Origin of the sequence: Nocardioides sp. GCM10027114, assembly GCF_042659625.1 — a bacterium.
Classification (GTDB): domain Bacteria; phylum Actinomycetota; class Actinomycetes; order Propionibacteriales; family Nocardioidaceae; genus Nocardioides.
In genome coordinates, this window is the sequence record NZ_JBHSSS010000024.1 from 114,146 (window position 1) to 131,868 (window position 17,723).

The 17,723-nt window shown below is 74.1% G+C and carries 13 protein-coding genes; 1 reads left to right on the forward strand and 12 read right to left on the reverse strand.

Annotation, left to right across the window (positions count from 1 at the left end; genetic code table 11):
* Positions 1–25: 25 nt before the first annotated feature.
* The 3 genes from ACFP2E_RS12875 to ACFP2E_RS12885 are packed head-to-tail and all read right to left on the reverse strand — an operon-like array spanning position 26 to position 7,106.
* Complete coding sequence (locus ACFP2E_RS12875; RefSeq protein WP_378523559.1) at positions 26–577, reverse strand: hypothetical protein; 552 nt, start codon at positions 575–577, stop codon at positions 26–28.
* A complete protein-coding gene (locus tag ACFP2E_RS12880; RefSeq protein WP_378523560.1) occupies positions 574–3,867 on the reverse strand; it encodes a UvrD-helicase domain-containing protein in 3,294 nt (1,097 codons plus the stop codon). Before ACFP2E_RS12880 ends, ACFP2E_RS12875 begins: the two co-directional genes overlap by 4 nt.
* A complete protein-coding gene (locus tag ACFP2E_RS12885) occupies positions 3,864–7,106 on the reverse strand; it encodes an ATP-dependent helicase (protein WP_378523561.1) in 3,243 nt (1,080 codons plus the stop codon). Before ACFP2E_RS12885 ends, ACFP2E_RS12880 begins: the two co-directional genes overlap by 4 nt.
* A 149-nt stretch (positions 7,107–7,255) precedes the next feature.
* Here ACFP2E_RS12885 and ACFP2E_RS12890 point away from each other — a divergent pair, with 149 nt between their 5' ends.
* Entirely contained in the window at positions 7,256–7,801 is a 546-nt protein-coding gene (locus tag ACFP2E_RS12890; protein WP_378523562.1) for a TIGR03086 family metal-binding protein, read from the forward strand.
* 67 nt (positions 7,802–7,868) lie between these two features.
* Here ACFP2E_RS12890 and ACFP2E_RS12895 read toward each other — a convergent pair whose 3' ends face one another.
* The 9 genes from ACFP2E_RS12895 to ACFP2E_RS12935 form a co-directional block, all read right to left on the reverse strand.
* Complete coding sequence (locus ACFP2E_RS12895) at positions 7,869–8,963, reverse strand: ring-opening amidohydrolase (RefSeq protein WP_378523563.1); 1,095 nt, start codon at positions 8,961–8,963, stop codon at positions 7,869–7,871.
* Between the two features lie 90 nt (positions 8,964–9,053).
* Positions 9,054–9,989 carry a carbamate kinase gene (locus ACFP2E_RS12900; RefSeq protein ID WP_378523564.1) on the reverse strand — a complete coding sequence of 312 codons (936 nt, stop codon included), beginning with the start codon at positions 9,987–9,989 and terminating at the stop codon, positions 9,054–9,056.
* Between the two features lie 318 nt (positions 9,990–10,307).
* The gene (locus ACFP2E_RS12905) at positions 10,308–10,985 is read right to left on the reverse strand and encodes a hypothetical protein (RefSeq protein ID WP_378523565.1); all 678 of its coding nucleotides are present in this window, start codon (positions 10,983–10,985) and stop codon (positions 10,308–10,310) included.
* 61 nt (positions 10,986–11,046) lie between these two features.
* Positions 11,047–11,808 carry an SDR family oxidoreductase gene (locus tag ACFP2E_RS12910; RefSeq protein ID WP_378523566.1) on the reverse strand — a complete coding sequence of 254 codons (762 nt, stop codon included), beginning with the start codon at positions 11,806–11,808 and terminating at the stop codon, positions 11,047–11,049.
* Positions 11,805–12,293 carry a nucleoside deaminase gene (locus ACFP2E_RS12915; protein WP_378523567.1) on the reverse strand — a complete coding sequence of 163 codons (489 nt, stop codon included), beginning with the start codon at positions 12,291–12,293 and terminating at the stop codon, positions 11,805–11,807. Before ACFP2E_RS12915 ends, ACFP2E_RS12910 begins: the two co-directional genes overlap by 4 nt.
* Positions 12,294–12,317: 24 nt before the next feature.
* Positions 12,318–14,297, reverse strand: a complete 1,980-nt coding sequence (locus ACFP2E_RS12920) for a hydantoinase B/oxoprolinase family protein (RefSeq protein WP_378523568.1) — start codon at positions 14,295–14,297, stop codon at positions 12,318–12,320.
* Positions 14,297–16,417 (reverse strand): hydantoinase/oxoprolinase family protein, encoded by a 2,121-nt coding sequence (locus ACFP2E_RS12925; protein ID WP_378523569.1) that lies wholly within the window; start codon positions 16,415–16,417, stop codon positions 14,297–14,299. The genes ACFP2E_RS12920 and ACFP2E_RS12925 overlap by 1 nt, the downstream gene beginning before the upstream one ends.
* A 161-nt stretch (positions 16,418–16,578) precedes the next feature.
* Entirely contained in the window at positions 16,579–17,244 is a 666-nt protein-coding gene (locus tag ACFP2E_RS12930; protein WP_378523643.1) for a lysophospholipid acyltransferase family protein, read from the reverse strand.
* A 95-nt stretch (positions 17,245–17,339) separates the two neighbouring features.
* A complete protein-coding gene (locus ACFP2E_RS12935; protein WP_378523570.1) occupies positions 17,340–17,723 on the reverse strand; it encodes a response regulator in 384 nt (127 codons plus the stop codon).

Sequence of the window (17,723 nt, forward strand, 5' to 3'; positions counted from 1 at the left end):
GACGAGCCGTCCGGTGGCGGCTGACTCAGCGGCGCGCCTGCCCACGGAGCTCGTCGAGGAGCTCGACGAGGCAGGGGACGTCGGCGGCCAGCGGCCACGGCAACGTCAACCACCGCCTGCTGCGCCGCAGGCGGGTGTGCCACGGGACCGGCCGCTCCCGGAGCACGTGGTCGCGGAAGGCGGCCTCGAGCCGCACCTCGACAACGACGACGTGGTAGCCGTAGCGGCGCGCCGTGACGTCGCTGATCCCCGACCACGGGACACGGAGCTTCAGCCTGGTGAGCTCCAGCCCGTCGGGGCGGACCACGAGCACCGGCCCGGGCCGCAGGCAGTGGGCCAGCAGCCGCAGGCCACTCAGGGCCAGCAGTGCACCGGAGCAGGCGCACACTCCGGCGACGAGCACGCCCTCGGAGTCGGCGAACCCGAGGACGGCGGCCCAGACCATCAGCGGTCCGAGCGACGCACCGAAGAGTCCCAGCAGCAGCGCCGGCCAGCGCCGCACCGCGATCTCGAACCGACCCTCAACCGCCAGCCGGGTCCGCCAGTCGTCGAGGTCGAGCAGGCCCTGCCAGCTCACGGCCCGACCGCCATCAGCCGGGTGAGCTCGTCCCGGCCGGGCAGGTCGGCCGGCTCGACGAGCTGCCCGGTGCGGACGTAGTAGAACGCGGCCCGGACACGCTCGAGCGGCACCTCGGCGAGCTCCGCCCAGGCCAGCCGGTAGAGGGCGAGCTGCAGCGGGTCGGCGCTGGCGGTCCGGTTGGTCTTCCAGTCGACGACGAGGAAGTGCACCTCGCCGTCGACGCGCTCGGCATAGACGGCGTCGATGCGGCCGCGGACGACCTGCCCGTCGAGCACCAGCGCGAACGGTGCCTCGACCTGGTGGGGCACCCGGTGGGCGAACGGACCCTGCTCGAAGGTTGCGATCAGCTCCTTGAGGTCGGTGTCGTCGTCGATCCCGGCGTCGGCCCGGCCGGGCAGCTCGTCGTAGTCGAAGAGGTCCTGCTGGCCGAAGCGGGCCTCCACCCAGGCGTGGAAGCGGGTGCCGAAGCGGGCCGCGGACGACGGCGTCCGCGGCATCGGCCGGGCCAGCTCGCGGGCGAAGCCGTCGGGGTCGTCGCGCAGCCGGGCCACGGCGGTCGCGGACAGGCTGCTGGGGAGCTCGACCGCCACGTCGCCGCTGCGGTCGCGCCGCGCCTCCTCGAGCAGCCGGTCGAGCTCGGTGTCCCACTCGGACACCACGGCCGTCTCGATCATGTCGAGGCCGGTGTCACCGGCGTCCGGGTCGGCCTCCGCCACGCGCCGGGCCGCCTCGATCCGCAGCTCGGCCTCGCGGCCGGTGCCGGTGGCCGGCCACGGCTTCGACGGGTCGACCGCTGCGTAGGGGTTGGGGTCGCCCTTGGCCGGCTTGTCGAGCCAGTGCTCGCACGGCTCGCCCCACTCGGCGAGCTGGTCGCGGACCACCGCCTGGTAGGCGGAGGGGCCGAACGGCGTGGCGCGCGGCGTCCAGCAGTAGGAGGTGACCGACAGCCGGTGGGCGGCCCGCGTGAAGGCGACGTACCCGAGGCGGAGCTCCTCCTCGGCGTCGTGGGCGCGGGTGTCCTGGCGGTAGGTCTCGAGGGCGTCCTTGTCGAAGCCGTGCAGCTGGGGCAGGTCGTGGGCGTCGCCGCGCAGCGGTGCGGGGAGGATCGACGGCGAGGAGACCCACAGCGTGCGGGAGCGGCCGGAGGGGAACCGGCTCTCGCAGACGCCGACCAGGAAGACGCCGTCCCACTCGAGGCCCTTGGAGCGGTGGACCGTCAGCAGCTTCACCGAGTCGGCCTCGGTCGGGGTGGCGACGTCGAGGCCGTTGCCCTGGTCGTCCTCGGCGGTGAGGTAGGCCAGCAGCGCCGGCAGCGTCACGTCGCCGTCGACGGCCTGGAACTCCGCGACTGCCTTCACGAAGAGGTCGAGGTTGTCGCGGCGGGCGGCGGCGGCCGGGCTGACGGCGGAGGCCAGCTCGACGTCGGCGCCGGTGGTGTCGATGATGCGCCGGACCGTGTCGAGAAGCGGCTCGCCGACGTAGCCGCGCAGCATCCGCAGCTCGCCGGCCAGCAGGCCGAACCGCTCCAGCGCCTCCGGGGAGTACGGCGCGTCGCCGGGGTCGGCGAGCGCGTCGTCGAGGCAGGCGATCTCGGCGGGGTCGACGCCGTCGGCCACCGCCAGCAGGTGGTCGTCGACGGAGCCGAGGTCGGTGCCGCGGACCTGGTGGCCCGCGATCTCCGCGGCGCGGCGGCTCAGCAGCCGCAGGTCGCGGGGGCCGATCGCCCACCGCGGCCCGGACAGCAGCGTGAGCAGCGCGGCGTTGGCGGTGACGTCGTGGAGCAGGTGGAGGACCGCGACGACCTCGGCTACCTCGGGCAGCCGCAGCAGGCCGGAGAGGCCGACGATCTCCACCGGGATCCCGGCGCCGGTCAGGGCGTCGAAGACGTCCTCGGCGTGGGCGTTGTCGCGGGTCAGCACGCCGATCTTCGACCAGGCGGGCTTGTCGGGGTCGGCGGCGGCGAGCCGGGTGCGGGTCGCCCTCACCTCCTCGGCCAGCCAGGCGAGCTCGTCGGCGTGGGTCTCGAAGACCCGCGCGGTGACCGCGCCGGCCTCGGCGCCGGGCGCGGGCTCGAGCGGGGCGACCTGGTCGTACTTCTCCAGCAGCGGCGCCGCCAGCCGGTTGGCGACCTCGAGGATCCGCCGGTCGGAGCGGCGGTTGACGGTGAGGGGGTGGATGGGGACCGGACCGCCGTCGGCGGCCGGGAAGGTCTCGGAGAAGTTGAGGATGTTGGAGACCGACGCCCCGCGCCAGCCGTAGATCGCCTGGTTGGGGTCGCCGACGGCGGTGACCGCGTGGCCGCGGCCGCGCGCCGGGTCGGGGCCGGAGAAGAGCCGCGACAGCATGATGGCCTGCGCGACGGAGGTGTCCTGGTACTCGTCGAGGAGGACGACCCGGAACCGCTCCCGCTCCACCGCGCCGACGTCGGGCTGCTCGTCGGCGAGCCGGGCGCCGAGCTCGATCTGGTCGGAGAAGTCCATCAGGCCGAGGTCGCGCTTGAGGCGGCGGTAGGCCTCGACCAGGCCGAGCAGCTCCGCGCGGCGGTCGATCGCGGAGATGGCCTTCTCGACGGCGTCGCGGTGCCCCTTGCGGTTCTTGCCGGCGACCTCCTCGGCGAGCGCCCACTCGAACCCGCGCCGCGCCTCGTCGTCGACCCGGCGCACGTCGGCGGCGGAGACGAGGTGCTCGGACATGGCGCTGTCGAGCGCGAGGAGGTTCTGGATGGCGGTCTCGGGGTGGTCGGTGAGGTGGCGGACCTCGCCGGTGTAGCGGTCGACCGCGCGGGCGCCGAGCTGGTAGCGGGCGGCGTCGGTGATCACGCGGGTGTCGGGCTCGTGGCCGATCCGCAGGCCGTGGTCGGTGAGCAGGCCGGCCGCGTAGGCGTTGTAGGTGGCGACGGTCGGCTCGAGCACGTCGTCGTCGGCGTCGCGCGCCTCGAGCGCCCCGGCAGTGCGCAGCGCCTCGCGGATCCGCTGCCGCAGCTCGCTGGCGGCCTTCGTGGTGAAGGTCAGCCCGAGCACCTGGTCGGGGCGGACCTGGCCGGTGACGACGAGGTAGACGACCCGGGCGGCCATCAGCGTGGTCTTGCCGGAGCCGGCGCCGGCGATCACGACGGCCGGCGACAGCGGCGCCGAGATGGCGGCCCACTGCTGCTCGCTGGGGGCGTAGGGGGTCCGCATCACCCGGGCGAGGTCCTCGGGGGTGTCGAGGCGCACCGCCGGCCGGCCGTCGGTGGCCTGGCCGGTCGCGGCTGCGGGGCTGGTCGTCTCTGTCACTGGCTGGGTCACTGGCTGATCACCGGTCCGGCGCTCTTGACGGGGCAGAGGGGCACGAAGCTGCAGTCGCGGCAGTGCTGGCCGGCGACGGCGGGGAAGGACTCGGCACGCAGCAGCGAGGCGGTGCGGGCGAGCTGCTCGCGCAGCGCCTCGCGGCCGGTGCCGTCGTCGGGCTGCGGCGGCTGCGGCTGCACCACCGCCGAGTCGGGACCGTCGACCAGGCCGAGCTGCACCAGCTCGGCGCCGCCGGCGGCCGCGGGCTCGCCGGTCACCGGGGTGGCGACCTCGTCGACGGCGCCACGGTCGACGGCGTACTGGTAGAGGCCGAGCTGGAGGTGGCCCTCGACCGACTTGTGGGAGGGCGCCCGGCGGCCGGTCTTGAGGTCGACGACCACCACCCGGCCCTCGGCGTCGAGCTCGAGCCGGTCGGCGTACCCGGTGAGCGTCACCCGCTCGCCGTCCTCCAGCTCGATGACGGTGCTGAACCGCTGCTCGGTGGCCAGCACGCGGCGGGGGTTGGCGTGGTGCCAGCGGAGGAAGCGGTCGAGCGCCTCGCGGACCCGCTCGTGCTCGCGGGCCTTCGACCACGGCGTGCGGAACTCCAGCCGGTCCCAGACCCGGTCGACGTGCTCCATGAGCCGGTCGACGTCGTCGGGGCCCGCGTCGAGCTCGCCCTCGGCGACCCGCTGCGCGAGGGCGTGGACGAGCTCGCCGAGGTTGGCGGACTGGTGGGCCCGGGAGGCGCCGCCGGCCTCGCGCTCGAGGAACCACTGGGTCGGGCAGACCTGCATCTGGTCGAGCACGCTCGCCGAGACCGGGACCGGCTGGTCGGGGTCGCGCAGCGGCTGCAGGGAGCGGCTGGCCGCGCGGGTCCCCCACCAGGTGGACGGGTCGGCGGCCGGGACCAGCGCCCGCTGACCGGCGGTCTCGCGCGCCAGCCGGGCCAGCCGGCGGGCCGCCGCGTCGCGCAGCGGCTCGCTCGTGGCCGGGTCGGCGAGGGTGCGCCGCAGCTCGGCGACGAGGCCGGGCATGGAGAGCGGCCGGAGCGGCCGGCCGACGACGTGCTCGACGCTGACGCCGAGCTCGTCGAGGAACCGGGACGGCTGCTCGCCCTCGTCGTCGGCGGACTTGACCGCGGTGACGACCAGCCGCTGCCGGGCGCGGGTGCAGGCGACGTAGAAGAGCCGCCGCTCCTCGAGCAGCAGCTCGCGGCTGCTGACCGGCGGCACGACGCCGTCGGTGCCGATGCGGTCGGCCTGGAGCAGCGTGGACCGCCGGCGCAGGTCCGGCCAGGCGTCCTGCTGGACGTGGGCGACGACCACGAGCCGCCACTCGAGGCCCTTGGAGCGGTGGGCGGTGAGCAGCCGCACCGCCGCACCGCGGGCGCCCCGGTCGGCGAGCGTGTCGGCCGGGATCTGCTGGGCGACGAGGCCGGCAAGGAAGGTGCGGACGCCGAGGTGGTCGCGCTGCTCCTCGGCGCGGGCGGCCACGTCGAACAGCGCGCAGACGGCGTCGAGGTCGCGGTGGGCCCGGCGGGCCGCTCCCCCGCCGGCGTCGACGGCGCGGCGCAGCCGCTCGGGCCACGAGGTGCGCGACCACAGCAGCCACAGTGCCTCCTCGGCGGTGGCGCCGGACGCCAGCTCGGCGCGGGTGTCGCGAAGCAGCTGCACCAGGGCCCGGGCGCGACCGGCCTCAGGCCCGTCGAGGCCGTCGAGGAAGCCGTCCTCGGTCACCGCCCGGCGCACCAGGTCGCGGGAGGACCGGGGGCTGCGCCCCTCCGCCTGCGCCGCAGCCTTCTCGCGGGCACGCAGCAGCCGCGACAGCCGGCGCAGGTCGCCGGCGTCGAGCCCGCCGAGCGGGCTCAGCAGCAGCGCCTCGACCCGGCCCGCGTCGAGGTGGTCGACGTGGTCGGGGTCGTGGTTGTCGAGGTTGAGCACCGCGCGCAGCCCCTCGAGCAGCGGCAGCACCGCCGGGTCGCGCACCAGCGGCACCTCGTCGCGGGCCACCTCGACCGGCACGCCGGCGGCGCCCAGCGCCCGGCGCAGGGGCGGGATCGAGCCGCGGCCCGAGCGGACCAGCACGGCCATCTCGTCCCACGCGATGCCGTCCTCGAGGTGGGCGCGGCGCAGCAGGTCGGCGAGGTGCTCGGCCTCGGCCCGCTCGGTGTCGAAGGTGCGGACGTGGACGCGGCCCTCCCCCAGCCCGCCGGCGTCGGCGACCGGGTCGAGGAACGCAGCGCGCGCCTCGGCCGGAATCGAGCCGGGCAGGGCGAGCCGGCCCGCGATCCGCTGCGAGGCCACCAGCAGCCGGGGACCGAACCGCCGGGTGGTGCGCAGCGCCACGACGTCGGCCGGCCGGCCGTCGAGGTGTCGGAAGGCGGCGGGGAAGTCGAGGATGCCGCGCACGTCGGCGCCCCGGAAGCCGTAGATCGACTGGTGGGGGTCGCCGACCACCGTGAGGTCGCGGCCGTCGCCCGCCAGCGCCCGCAGCAGCGCGACCTGGCCGGGGTCGGTGTCCTGGTACTCGTCGACGAAGACGTGGCGGAACCGGGCACGCACCTCGTCGCGGTGGGCCTCGGCCTCGAGGGTGGCCCGGCGGATCAGGTCGGCGTAGTCGGTGGCGCCCTGGGAGTCGAGGTTGGTGAGGTACTGGTCGAGGAAGACGCCGGCGGCGACCAGCTCCGGCAGCCCCTCCTCCTCGCCGAGGGCGCGCAGCGCGCCGCCGTCGAGCCCCTTCTCGCGGGCGCGCGACAGCACGGCGTGGACCTCACGGGCGAAGCCGCGGGTGCCGAGGGCGCGGGCCAGCGAGTCGGGCCACGTGACCGCCTCGGGGTGGTCGTGGAGCAGCTCGCGCAGCACGACGTCCTGCTCGGGGGCGCTCAGCAGCCGCAGCGGCGCCTCGTAGAGCTCGGCCGGGGCGTAGCGCCGGATCAGGGCGTAGGCGAAGGAGTGGAACGTCGAGCACATCGCCGTGGACATGGTCCGGCCGACCCGCGCGGTGACCCGGTCGCGCAGCTGCTCGGCGGCCTTGCGGGAGAAGGTCAGCGCCAGCACCTGGTCGGGCCGCGAGCCGCGGCCCTCGATGCGCTCGGCGATCGCCTCGACCAGGGTCGTGGTCTTGCCGGTGCCGGGCCCGGCGAGCACGAGCAGCGGCCCGCCCGGGTGGTCCACCACCTGCTGCTGGTGCTCGTCGAGCACCGGCACCCCCGGACCGGCGGCGTGCGGCACGAGGCGGTACGTCGTCGCGGTCATGGCGGACATTCGATCATCAGCCGCCGACACCCCGGCCGAGGCGCCCTCGGCGAGCCGGCGTCCGACCGGGAGCGGGTCCCGGCAGCTAGGGCCTAGCGTCCCTTCTCGCGCCACCGGCGCCGACCTACGGTGGCGGTGAGGAGGACGTCATGAGCACCCAGACCGACACCCACCAGTCCGTGGTCCTGCTGTCCAGGGCCCTCGACCAGGCCGGCGACGTCATCGCCGCCGTCCACGAGGACCAGCTCGACCAGCCCACGCCGTGCGCCGACTGGGACGTCGGCCGGCTCGTCTCCCACCTGGTCGCCGACCCGCGCCACTTCCTCGAGATGGCCAGGGGCGGGCGGCCGGCGTGGACCGGGGAGCCGGAGCGGGTCCTCTACCCCGCAGCCACGTTCCGGTCCGCCGGCGACGACCTCATCCACCACTGGCACCAGCAGGGCGACCCGGAGGACCCGGGCGCGGTCGACTGGCAGACGGCCGAGTTCGCGGTCCACACGTGGGACCTCGCCACAGCCGTCGGCTACCCGGTCGGTCAGCTCGACGCCGAGGTCGCCGAGCGGGCCCTCGCGTTCATGACGGCGACGCTGACGGCCGAGAACCGCGGCGACGCGTTCGGCCCGGAGCAGCGCCCGCCGCACGGCGCGGACGCCTACGCCCGGCTGGCGTCGTACACCGGCCGGACCGTGTCCTGACAGCACGACCGGCCCGGGACCAGCTGGTCCCGGGCCGGCCGCCCGGACTGAACCCTCCGGGGGTGGGTCAGCCCAGGTCCACGATCGCCGCGACCGGGCCGCCGCCCTCGGGGCCCTGGTGGGCGGCGGAGACCGACACGAACACGGCCGGGTCGCCGGTCACGGCTGCGGTGACGCCGCCGACGCACGCCTTGATCTGGCGGTGCCAGTGGACGTCGGAGTCGTCGAGCATCGCGTTGCGGCGGCCCCGGACCTCGCCGTCCTGCGACGCCTCGCACTTGAGGAAGACGTTGACGAGCCGGCCGTCGAGGTCGCTGGTGTGCGGCCGCTCGGGCAGGTCGAGGCCTGCGGAGCGGATGGCGTCCCAGATGCCGTCCTGGTCGAGCGCGTCCTTCATGACCGAGTGGCCGATCCGGTAACGGCCGCCGACGCCGGTCGCGTTGCCGACCACGACGACCTGCGCCTGGTCGAGCTCGACGCCCGAGGAGCAGGACGCGACGGCGGAGTACAGGTCGCGGTTGTGCATGACGTCCTCGTCGGAGGGCATCTCGATCTCGCCCAGCGCGACGGCGATGCCGAGCGCGGTGACGCCGTTGGAGAGGTCCATCGACTCGTGGGTGTGCTCGGTCCACACGGTCTTGCCGCGCGACTTGGCGTCGCGGATGGTGTGGATCGTGAGCAGCGGGGTCTTGGTCTGCACGTAGTGGACGTCGGCGGGGTCGGTGATGCCGGCGCGCTCCATCGCCACCTTCACCGCGTCGGCGACCTTGGAGATCATCGGGGTGCGGCCGATCTCCTCGGGCAGCAGCTGCTCACTCATGGCGAAGCCGACGGTGAGCCGCGGGTCGTCGGTGGGCTCGGCGTCGGTGGTCGCGAAGATCGTGGCGTGGGGGCTGATGACGCCGTCCGTGCCGCCCGACCACACGATCGGGATCTCCTTGACCTGGTCGGCCGGGGCGCCCTTCTCGATGAGGACCTCGCGGAACGCGCGGTCGGCGATGATCCGCGTGTAGTCGTTGACCCCGCCGTTGCCCTCGGTCTTGCCGATGATGGCGATGACCCGGTGGGCCTCCATGACGCCGTCGTCGATGAGCTTCGCGAGCTCCGAGGCGTCGGCGACCGAGTGGATCGGGACCTTGCGGACTTCGATGGCTGAGGGCACTGCGGCTCCTTTCGGTGGGACCCGGTCCGGTTGGACTGACCGGGTCGGGTGTTCGGGTCGGGTGTTCGCGTCGGGTGTTCGGGTCGGGTGTCAGTCGGGGACGACGACGGTGCCGGAGTCGCCGGTGACCGCGGCCTTGATCTGGTCGAGGCTGGTGATGACGGACCGGCTGCCACCCTGCTCGACGAAACGACAGGCGGCGTCGACCTTGGGGCCCATCGAGCCGCTGGCGAAGTGGCCCTCGTCGGCGTACCGGCGCAGCTGGCCGACGGTGACCGTGCCGAGCGGCTCGGCCTCGGGCGTGCCGAAGCGGAGGACCGCCTGCGGGACGTCGGTCGCGACCACGAGCACGTCGGCGTCGACGGACGCCGCCAGCAGCGCCGCGCCGAGGTCCTTGTCGATGACGGCCTCCACGCCGCGCAGCGTCCCGTCGGCGCCGCGGACGACGGGGATGCCGCCGCCGCCGTTGGCGACCACCACGAAGCCGGCCTCGACGAGGGCGCGCACGGCGGGTGCGTCGACGATCTCGAGCGGCTCCGGGGAGGCGACCAGCCGGCGCCAGCCCTTCTCGCCGCGGTCCTCCCAGGTCTCGCCGTGCTCGACGAGGACGGCCGCCTCCTCGGCCGGCAGGAACCGGCCGATCGGCTTGGTCGGCTCGGTGAAGCCGGGGTCGTCGGCGTCGACGCGGGTGCGGGTCACCACGGTCGCCGTACGCCGGTCGAGGCCGCGGGCCGCGAGCGCCTCGTCCAGCGCGTTCATCAGCGTGAAGCCGAGCGTCCCCTGCGTCTGGGCGCCGCACCAGTCGAGCGGCACCGGCGGGACGACGTTGGCGGCGAGCTCGTTCTTGACGAGGAGGTTGCCGACCTGGGGGCCGTTGCCGTGGGTGAGCACCACGTCGACCTGCTGCTGCAGCAGGTCGGCGACGGCGGCCATCGCCACCTTGGCCGCGGCGACCTGGTCCTCGACGCGGGCGCGGCCTTCGGCATTGGTCATGGCGTTTCCGCCGAGCGCGAGCAGCACCTTCATGCGTCGAACCTAGTGACCTGCGCTACACCCTGGGCACCGCCAGATCCGCCCAAGGCGACCCGGATGTGCTGGCAGGAGTTGCCAACCCGGGGGTCTCGACGAGCTCGACCACCGTTGGGTCGCTGCCCTGCCTTCCCTCGCCGGGTCTCGACGGGCTCGACCGGCGGGCGGCGTCCAGTTGTGCGCATCCGCAGGTCGGGAGCCGCGCGAGGGCTGCGTTTGCGCACAAGTGGGGCGCGGATCGCTGCCCGGCCTTCCCTCGCCGGGTCTCGACGTGCTCGACCACCGTGGGTCGCCGCCGTACCGCCGTGAGAGGGGTCAGCGGGCGACGGAGTCCTCCTCCTCGTCGAAGCGGGGGTCGGCGAGGAAGTACTGCGCGACGAGGCCCGGCTTCTTGCGCTTCGGGCGCGCCGGGCTCGGCGCCATCCGGCCCTCGACGGTGTCCCAGAAGGCGTCGACGACGTGCAGCACCTTGCGGGCCACCAGGCCGGGGAAGCCGGTGTGCGGGGCGTAGGGGTGGGGCCGGGTAGGCGCGTGGGACTCCGCGGCGTGCAGCCGCTCGGTCAGCTCGTCGAGCTCGCGGTCGTCGAGGACGCCCGAGAGCTGATCGGCGAGGTGGGCCTCGCTGTCCTGCTGGTGGTCCAGGGCGGTCTCGACGTCCGCCCAGACGTCGTCCCAGTGGAAGCCGGTCTCGAACACCGAGCCGTACGCGCGGGCCTTCACGTGCGCCAGCACGACCTCGAGGTCGCGGGCGGCGGCCAGGTAGTCGTGGACCGCAGCGGCCCCTCCGGGAAGCTGCTTGCGCGCCACCGGCAGCAGCACCTCGTCGACCGCGGAGAGGTGCTTGCTCGCGATCGCCAGGAAGGTGTCGATCGCCTCGTAGCCCTTGCGCGGCTGTCCCGGCGTCACCACCCGGGTGCTCGCGTCGGCGAGCCGGTCCGAGAGGTTCTCGTGGGTGTGCTGCACGGTGCCGCGCAGCGCGTCGACGGTGGTCATGGGCCTCACCTCGGTGGATTCAGGGCCCCGTCTTCCATCGTGCGCGGGCGTGTCGTCCGGTTCAAGGACCGGGCCGGACCGCCTGGCCCAGACCCGTCGGCGGGCGCCCGAGCAGGGCCGCCATCGGGAGCGTGCCGACGGGGAGCCCGTGGCGGTCGTAGTAGTCGAACATCGCGCGCAGCCAGTCGCGCTCGCGCGGCTCGAGGGCGGCGCCGGCGGTCGCGGCCCACTCCTCCGGACTGACGACCTGCACCTCCGCCCCGGCAGCGGCCGCCACCTCAGCGACGGTGGCGCGGAGCGAGGCCAGCTCGTACGTCGCCCCGTCGTGCTCCCCGTCCAGCAGCCCGAGCAGCACCCTCGCCGCGGCCTCGCCGAGGTCGGGCAGGTGGGCGAACCCGAACGGCGCGTCCGCCCGGTAGGCGACGGTCATCGGCGACCCGTCGAGCGGCAGGTTCCGCAGGTAGGCGCCGGGCTGCAGCACCGCCCAGACGAGCCCGGAGCGGCGCACCAGGTCCTCCGCCCGCGCCTTGCCGAGGTGGTGCGGCATGTCCGGCGCGTACGGCGACGCCACCGAGTGCAGGACCACCCGTGGTACGCCGGCGGCGCGGAGGGCCTCGAGCACCTCCGAGACGTACGCCGGCTCGTCGGGGTGCAGGTTGGGTGCGATGACGTACGCCGCGTCGCAGCCGGCGACCGCACCGGCCAGGTCGGCCCAGTCGGCCCGCCCCAGCGGCCGCGGGGACGCGCCGAGGTCGGCCAGCGCCGCGGAGACCGCCCGGCCGGTCTTGCCGGACCCGCCGACGACGGCCACCCGCGCGCTCATGCCCGGGACCGTTCGACGAGCCGGCGGTGCAGCTCGCGCACCTCGGCGGCCAGCTCCGGGACCGGACCGTCGACCGGCACGCCGGGCGCCACCTCGGTCACCGGCAGCGGCGCCACCCGGCCGGGGTCGACGCCCCAGTCGTCGAGCCAGCCGCGCAGCTGCGCCGTGGAGGCGGCGTACACGATGCGGCCGAGGCCTACCCAGCCGTGGGCGGCCGCGCACATCGGGCAGTGCTCGCCCGAGGTGTAGACCGTGGCCGCCGCCCGCTCCCCGGGGTCGAGGTGGGCGGCAGCCCAGCGGGCGATCGCGAGCTCGGGGTGGCGGGTGTGGTCACCGTCCTTCACCCGGTTGCGGTCCTCGAACCGCACCCGGCCGTCGGCGTCGACGAGCACCGACCCGAACGGCTCGTCGCCGTCCTCCAGCGCCTCTCGCGCCAGGTCGACGCAGCGCCGCAGGTGGACCAGGTCCGTCCCGGTGACCGTCACGCGCTCAGCCCCGATCCACCCAGGTCACAGCACGTCGACGCCGGCGTAGAGGGCCCCGTCGGCGAGCCGGGCGTAGCCCGGGCCGCGGTGGAAGAACGCCTCGGCCGACCGCTCACGGGAGCCCCGCTCGGCCACGGTCGCGGCCTCGTCGAAGCCCAGCGAGTCGTCGTCGAGCGACCCGGTGAGGACCACGCCGTAGTCGGCGAGCGCCGCCTCCGGGGAGACCTTGCGCCACACGACGTCGCGCACCACGAGCGCCGGGTCGCGGTCGAGCGGGTCGCCCCAGCCGCCGCCACCGGTCGTCCGGATCCGGATCACCTCGCCGGCCTTCACGGGCTCGGCGTCGGCGAGGGCGTCGACCTCGCGCTTGTTCGGCCCGCCCGGGTCGATGGTGACCTCGAACGGCTTGCCGGCGTGGCCGCCCTTGACGCCCCAGCACGCCAGGATCGACCGGTCGGCGATCGACATGAAGTGGCCGTCCTTGAGCATCCGGATGTGCTTCTCGTAGCCGAGTCCGCCGCGGAACTGGCCGGGGCCGCCGGAGTCCATCGCGAGCGAGAGCGACTCGACCCGGAACGGGAAGCGCGCCTCGGTGAACTCGGTGGGCAGGTTCCGGGAGTCCGGCACGACGTGGATGGTGTCCTCGCCGTCGGCGTAGTAGCGGCCGCCGGAGCCGCCGCCGAGCACCTCGCGCATGAGGTACGGGCGACCGTCCATGTCCTCGCCGTAGACGCCGGTGTAGCGGATCGTCTCCTGGTCGGCGGGCATCCGGCCGTCGACCGCCTTGGCGACCACGCCGGCGAGCACGCCGAGCAGCCGCAGGATGACGAACGTGCGGGCGTTGGTGGGCGCCGGGAAGACCGGCGTCAGCAGTGTGCCCGGCGGCGGGAACCGCATCTCGATCAACGGCACGATGCCCTCGTTGACGTCGAGCTCGGCCATCCGCTCGGGGGTGTCGGCGAGGTTGCGCAGGATCGGCGCCAGCCACTTCTTGAGGAAGACGCCGTCGCTGTAGTCGCCGCAGTGGTTGATCGGGCCCTTCGCCTGCGGCGAGGTGCCGTCGAAGTCCAGGATCAGCCGCTCGCCCTCCGGGTCGTCGGCGGGCGTGCGGGTGAGCGTGATCCGCTGCGTGTGCAGCTTGGGGTCGTCGACGCCGTCGTGCTCGGCGTAGTCCTCCCAGGTCCACGAGCCGACGGGGATCTTGGAGAGGATCTCGCGCCGGTACGTCGTGGTGGTGCGGTCGATGATCGCGTCGAAGCAGGACTCGACGGTCTCCACGCCGTACCGGTCGAACAGCTCGCCGAGCCGGCGCGCACCCATCAGGCAGGCGGAGCACTCGGCGTCGAGGTCGGCGGCGAGGCTCTCGGGCATCCGGGAGTTGCGGGTCATGATCGCCAGCGCCGCGCGGTTGGGCTCGCCGGCGTCCCAGAGCCGGATCGGGGGGACCATCAGGCCCTCCTCGAAGACGCTGGTGGCGTTGGAGGGCATCGAGCCGGGGACGGCGCCGCCGATGTCGTCGTGGTGGCCGAAGGCCTGGACGAACGCGACGACCCGCCGCTCCCCCTCGGGGCCGGCGAAGACCGGCACCGTGACGCACAGGTCGGGCAGGTGCCCGATGCCGCCCTCGGAGCGGTAGACGTCGTTGTGGAAGAAGACGTCGCCCTCGCGCATCTCCTCGATCGGGAAGTCGCGCGCGATCGGGTGCACCAGCGCCGAGTAGGAGCGGCCGGTGAGCTTGCGCAGCAGCCGGTCGTGGATGCCGGCGCGGAAGTCGTGCGCGTCGCGGATCATCGGGCTCCGCGAGGTGCGGGCGATGGCGGTCTCGACCTCCATCTCGACGCTCGCGAGCGAGCCCTGCACGATCTCCACGAGCACCGGGTCGGCGCTGGCGCCCGCGTCGGCGGTGAGGCTGCCGAAGGGGAACTGGGTGGGGGCGCGCCGGCTCCCACCGTCGTTCGCCTCCGGCGCAGCGGTCACCGTCACGCCGGTGGATGAGGTGCACATCAGTTGGTCTCCCTCGTGACGATGATGTTGAGGTACTGGTCGATGCGGGCGCTGAAGCCCGGGTGCAGCGGCACCGTGGAGCCGAACTCCTCGATGATCGCCGGGCCCTCGACGACGGTGCCGGGGGCGAGGTCCGGCCGCCACAGCACGGGGGTGTCGACGTAGCCGTCGCCCGCGTCGAAGCAGACCCGGCGCACCGTCGAATCGGTAGTTGTGACGGTCGAATCTGCCGAATCGACCACAGCAGGTCCCGACTCGACGTCGTGGCGCTTGATGTCGGGGCGCTGGATCGGGCCGATGCCCGAGACCCGCAGGTTGACCCACTCGACCTGCTGCGAGTCGTCGCCGGCGAAGTCGTAGCCGTAGAGCGCGCGGTGCTCGGCGTGGAAGCGGCGGGCCACCTCGTCGAGGACGTCCGCGTCGACCGGGCCGTCGGGCACGGCGACCCGCACCTCGAACGCCTGGCCGAAGTAGCGCAGGTCGGCGGTGCGGACGAAGGTGTGCTCCTCGGGCTCGAAGCCCTCCGTCGCGAGGGCCCGCGCGGCCTGCTCGGTGAGGCCGTCGTACACCTCGGCGACGCCGGCCGGGTCGAGGTTCTCCGCGAGCGAGACGTGGGTCTGCACGTAGTCGTTCTTGACGTCGACGGTGAGCAGGCCGAACGCCGAGACGTTGCCGGGGTTCGGCGGGACCAGCACGGTCGGCAGGCCGAGCACGTCGACCAGGCGGCACAGCAGCAGCGAGCCGGAGCCGCCGAACGTCGTCAGCGTGAAGTCGCGGACGTCGAGGCCTCGCTTGACGGTGACCTGGCGCAGCGCGTTGGCCTGGTTCCACGCGGAGATCTCGAGGATGCCGGTGGCGCACGCCTCGGGGCTCAGCCCCAGCTTGGAGGCGAGCTGCTCGATGCCGTCCTTCGCCGCCTGCACGTCGAGCGGGATCTCGCCGCCGAGCAGGTGGGGAGGGATCCGGCCGAGGTAGACGTGGGCGTCGGTGATGGTGACCTCGGTGCCGCCCTTGCCATAGCAGAGCGGGCCGGGGTCGGCGCCCGCCGACTGCGGGCCGACCTTGAGGGTGCCCTCCGGGGACAGCCAGGCGATCGAGCCGCCGCCCGCGCCGACGGTGACGACGTCGATCATCGGGATCTTGGACGGGAACGCACCCACCGAGCCCTCGGTGGTGAGCGTCGGCTCGCCGTCGATGACGACGCTGACGTCGGTGGAGGTGCCGCCGCCGTCGCTGGTCAGCACCTTGTCGAAGCCGGCGACCTTCGCGATCAGCGCGGCACCGAGCGCGCCGGCGGCCGGGCCGGACAGCACGGTGGTGATCGGCTGGTGGACCACCTCGTCGGCCGAGAGCACGCCGCCGTTGGACTTCATGACGTAGAACGGCAGCGGCTTCTCGCCGTACTCGGCGAGGCGGGTCTTGATGTTGTTGACGTACGCCGAGAGGCGCGGCTTGACGGCCGCGTCGACGAGGGTGGTCATCGCCCGCTCGTACTCGCGGTACTCGCGCAGCACCTCGCTGGACAGCGACACGACGGCGGCGGGGTGTTCCTCGGCGAGGATCTCGCGCATCCGCTGCTCGTGGTCGGGGTTGGCGTAGGCGTGGAGGAAGCAGACGCCCAGCGTGGTGATGCCGCGGTCGCGGAACCAGCGGGCGACGGTGCGGGCGCCGTCCTCGTCGAACGGGCGCACCTCCGCACCGGTGAAGTCGAGCCGGCCGCCGACGCCCTTGACGAGGTCGCGCGGGACGATCCGGTCGGGCTTCACCCAGAAGTAGGAGTTGCCGTAGCCGTCCGGCACGGACTGCCGGGCGATCTCCAGCATCGCCTCGTAGCCCTCGGTCGTGATGAAGCCGAGCCGGTCGACCTTGCCCTCGAGCAGCTGGTTGGTGGCGACGGTCGTGCCGTGGCTGACGGCGTCGATGAGCTCGCCCTGTGCGGGCCGCTCGAGGTCGCCGAGGCCCATCAGGCCGAGGACCTTGTCGATGCCCGCCAGGAAGCCGTCGGCCGGGTTCGAGGGGGTGGAGGGGGTCTTGGTGGTGACGAGCTCGCCCGTCGCCTCGTCGAAGGCCACGACGTCGGTGAACGTGCCGCCGGTGTCGATGCCGATGCGGATTGCCATGGCCTTGATTCAAGCGGTCCGCGCGTGGCCCGGGCCACGGCAGATCCTGCCGACGGAACCGCAATCCGTCGGCAACCTCTGCCAGTCCCTCGCTGACTGTCGACGATCGTTGGTCGAGTAGCTTGCGCAGCAAGCGTGTCGAGACCTGGGCGGGTCGGCGTTCAGGCGTCGGGCGCCCTCTCGTTGTAGACGCCGGCGGGCTCCTGCCCGGACAGCTCCTGGATGGCGGCCATGATCTCGTCGGTGACCTCGCGCCGGGCCCGGCCGGGCGGTACGCCGTCGTACCGTCCGGCGACCTCGATGGGCTGCCCGAACGCCACCGAGATCGGCACGACCCGCGGGCGGTTGGACCCGACCGGCTGGACCTTCTCGGTGCCGCGCAGCCCGACGGGGACCACGGGGCACCCGGCGGTCAGCGCGAGGTGGGCGACGCCGGTGCGGCCGCGGTAGAGCCGGCCGTCGCGGGAGCGGGTCCCCTCGGGGTAGATGCCGAACGCCTCACCCCGGCCGAGCACCTCGAGCGCGGTGTCGAGGCTGGCGAGGGCGGCCTTCCGGTCGTCGCGGTCGACGGGCAGCATGCCGAGGCCCTCGAACCAGGCCCGCGACAGCGCGCCCTTGACGCCGGTGCCGGTGAAGTAGTCCGACTTCGCGAGGAAGACCACCTTGCGGGGCACCACGACCGGGATGACCACGCTGTCGACGAAGCTCAGGTGGTTGCTGGCCAGGATCACCGGGCCCGTCGCGGGCACGTTCTCCAGGCCGGTGACCGTCGGACGCCAGATCGCCCGAGCCACCGGCGGCACGACCCGGTGCAGGACGCCGTACATCACCGACACCTGCCACATCCTGTCGGATCCCGCGCCGGGCTGCGACGACCGGCCCGATGCGTGGGCGCGTCGGCCGCGAGCCCCGGCTCCGGCCCTCAGGTCCAGCCGAGCATCCTGGAGACCTCGTCGGCGAGGGTCATCGGGTCGAACGGCTTGGGGATCACGCCCGCGATCGCCAGCCCGTCCCAGACCGGCCGCGGCCCCGACTGGACCTTCGCGGTCACCAGCACGACGGGGATGTCGCGCGTGGTCTCGGACTCCTGGAGCCGGCGGAAGGTGGTGAGACCGTCCATGTCCGGCATCATCACGTCGAGCAGGATCGCGTCGGGACGGTGCTCCTCCGCGATCACGAGCGCCGTCGAGCCCCCGTCGGCCTGGAGCACCTCCCAGCCGGCCACCGCCTCGAGCGCCATCTGGGAGACCTCGCGGATCATCGCGTCGTCGTCGACGACCAGCACCCTGCGCGACCCCTGCGGCAT

What these genes read in the sequence shown, in the direction of transcription:
- ACFP2E_RS12900 (WP_378523564.1), bottom strand. Translation starts at nt 9,989, where the DNA reads ATGAAGGTGCTGCTCGCGCTCGGCGGAAACGCCATGACCAATGCCGAA.
- ACFP2E_RS12925 (WP_378523569.1), bottom strand. Translation starts at nt 16,417, where the DNA reads ATGGCAATCCGCATCGGCATCGACACCGGCGGCACGTTCACCGACGTC.
- ACFP2E_RS12930 (WP_378523643.1), bottom strand. Translation starts at nt 17,244, where the DNA reads ATGTACGGCGTCCTGCACCGGGTCGTGCCGCCGGTGGCTCGGGCGATC.
- ACFP2E_RS12935 (WP_378523570.1), bottom strand. Translation starts at nt 17,723, where the DNA reads ATGCCGCAGGGGTCGCGCAGGGTGCTGGTCGTCGACGACGACGCGATG.
- ACFP2E_RS12905 (WP_378523565.1), bottom strand. Translation starts at nt 10,985, where the DNA reads ATGACCACCGTCGACGCGCTGCGCGGCACCGTGCAGCACACCCACGAG.
- ACFP2E_RS12910 (WP_378523566.1), bottom strand. Translation starts at nt 11,808, where the DNA reads ATGAGCGCGCGGGTGGCCGTCGTCGGCGGGTCCGGCAAGACCGGCCGG.
- ACFP2E_RS12885 (WP_378523561.1), bottom strand. Translation starts at nt 7,106, where the DNA reads ATGACCGCGACGACGTACCGCCTCGTGCCGCACGCCGCCGGTCCGGGG.
- ACFP2E_RS12920 (WP_378523568.1), bottom strand. Translation starts at nt 14,297, where the DNA reads ATGTGCACCTCATCCACCGGCGTGACGGTGACCGCTGCGCCGGAGGCG.
- ACFP2E_RS12890 (WP_378523562.1), top strand. Translation starts at nt 7,256, where the DNA reads ATGAGCACCCAGACCGACACCCACCAGTCCGTGGTCCTGCTGTCCAGG.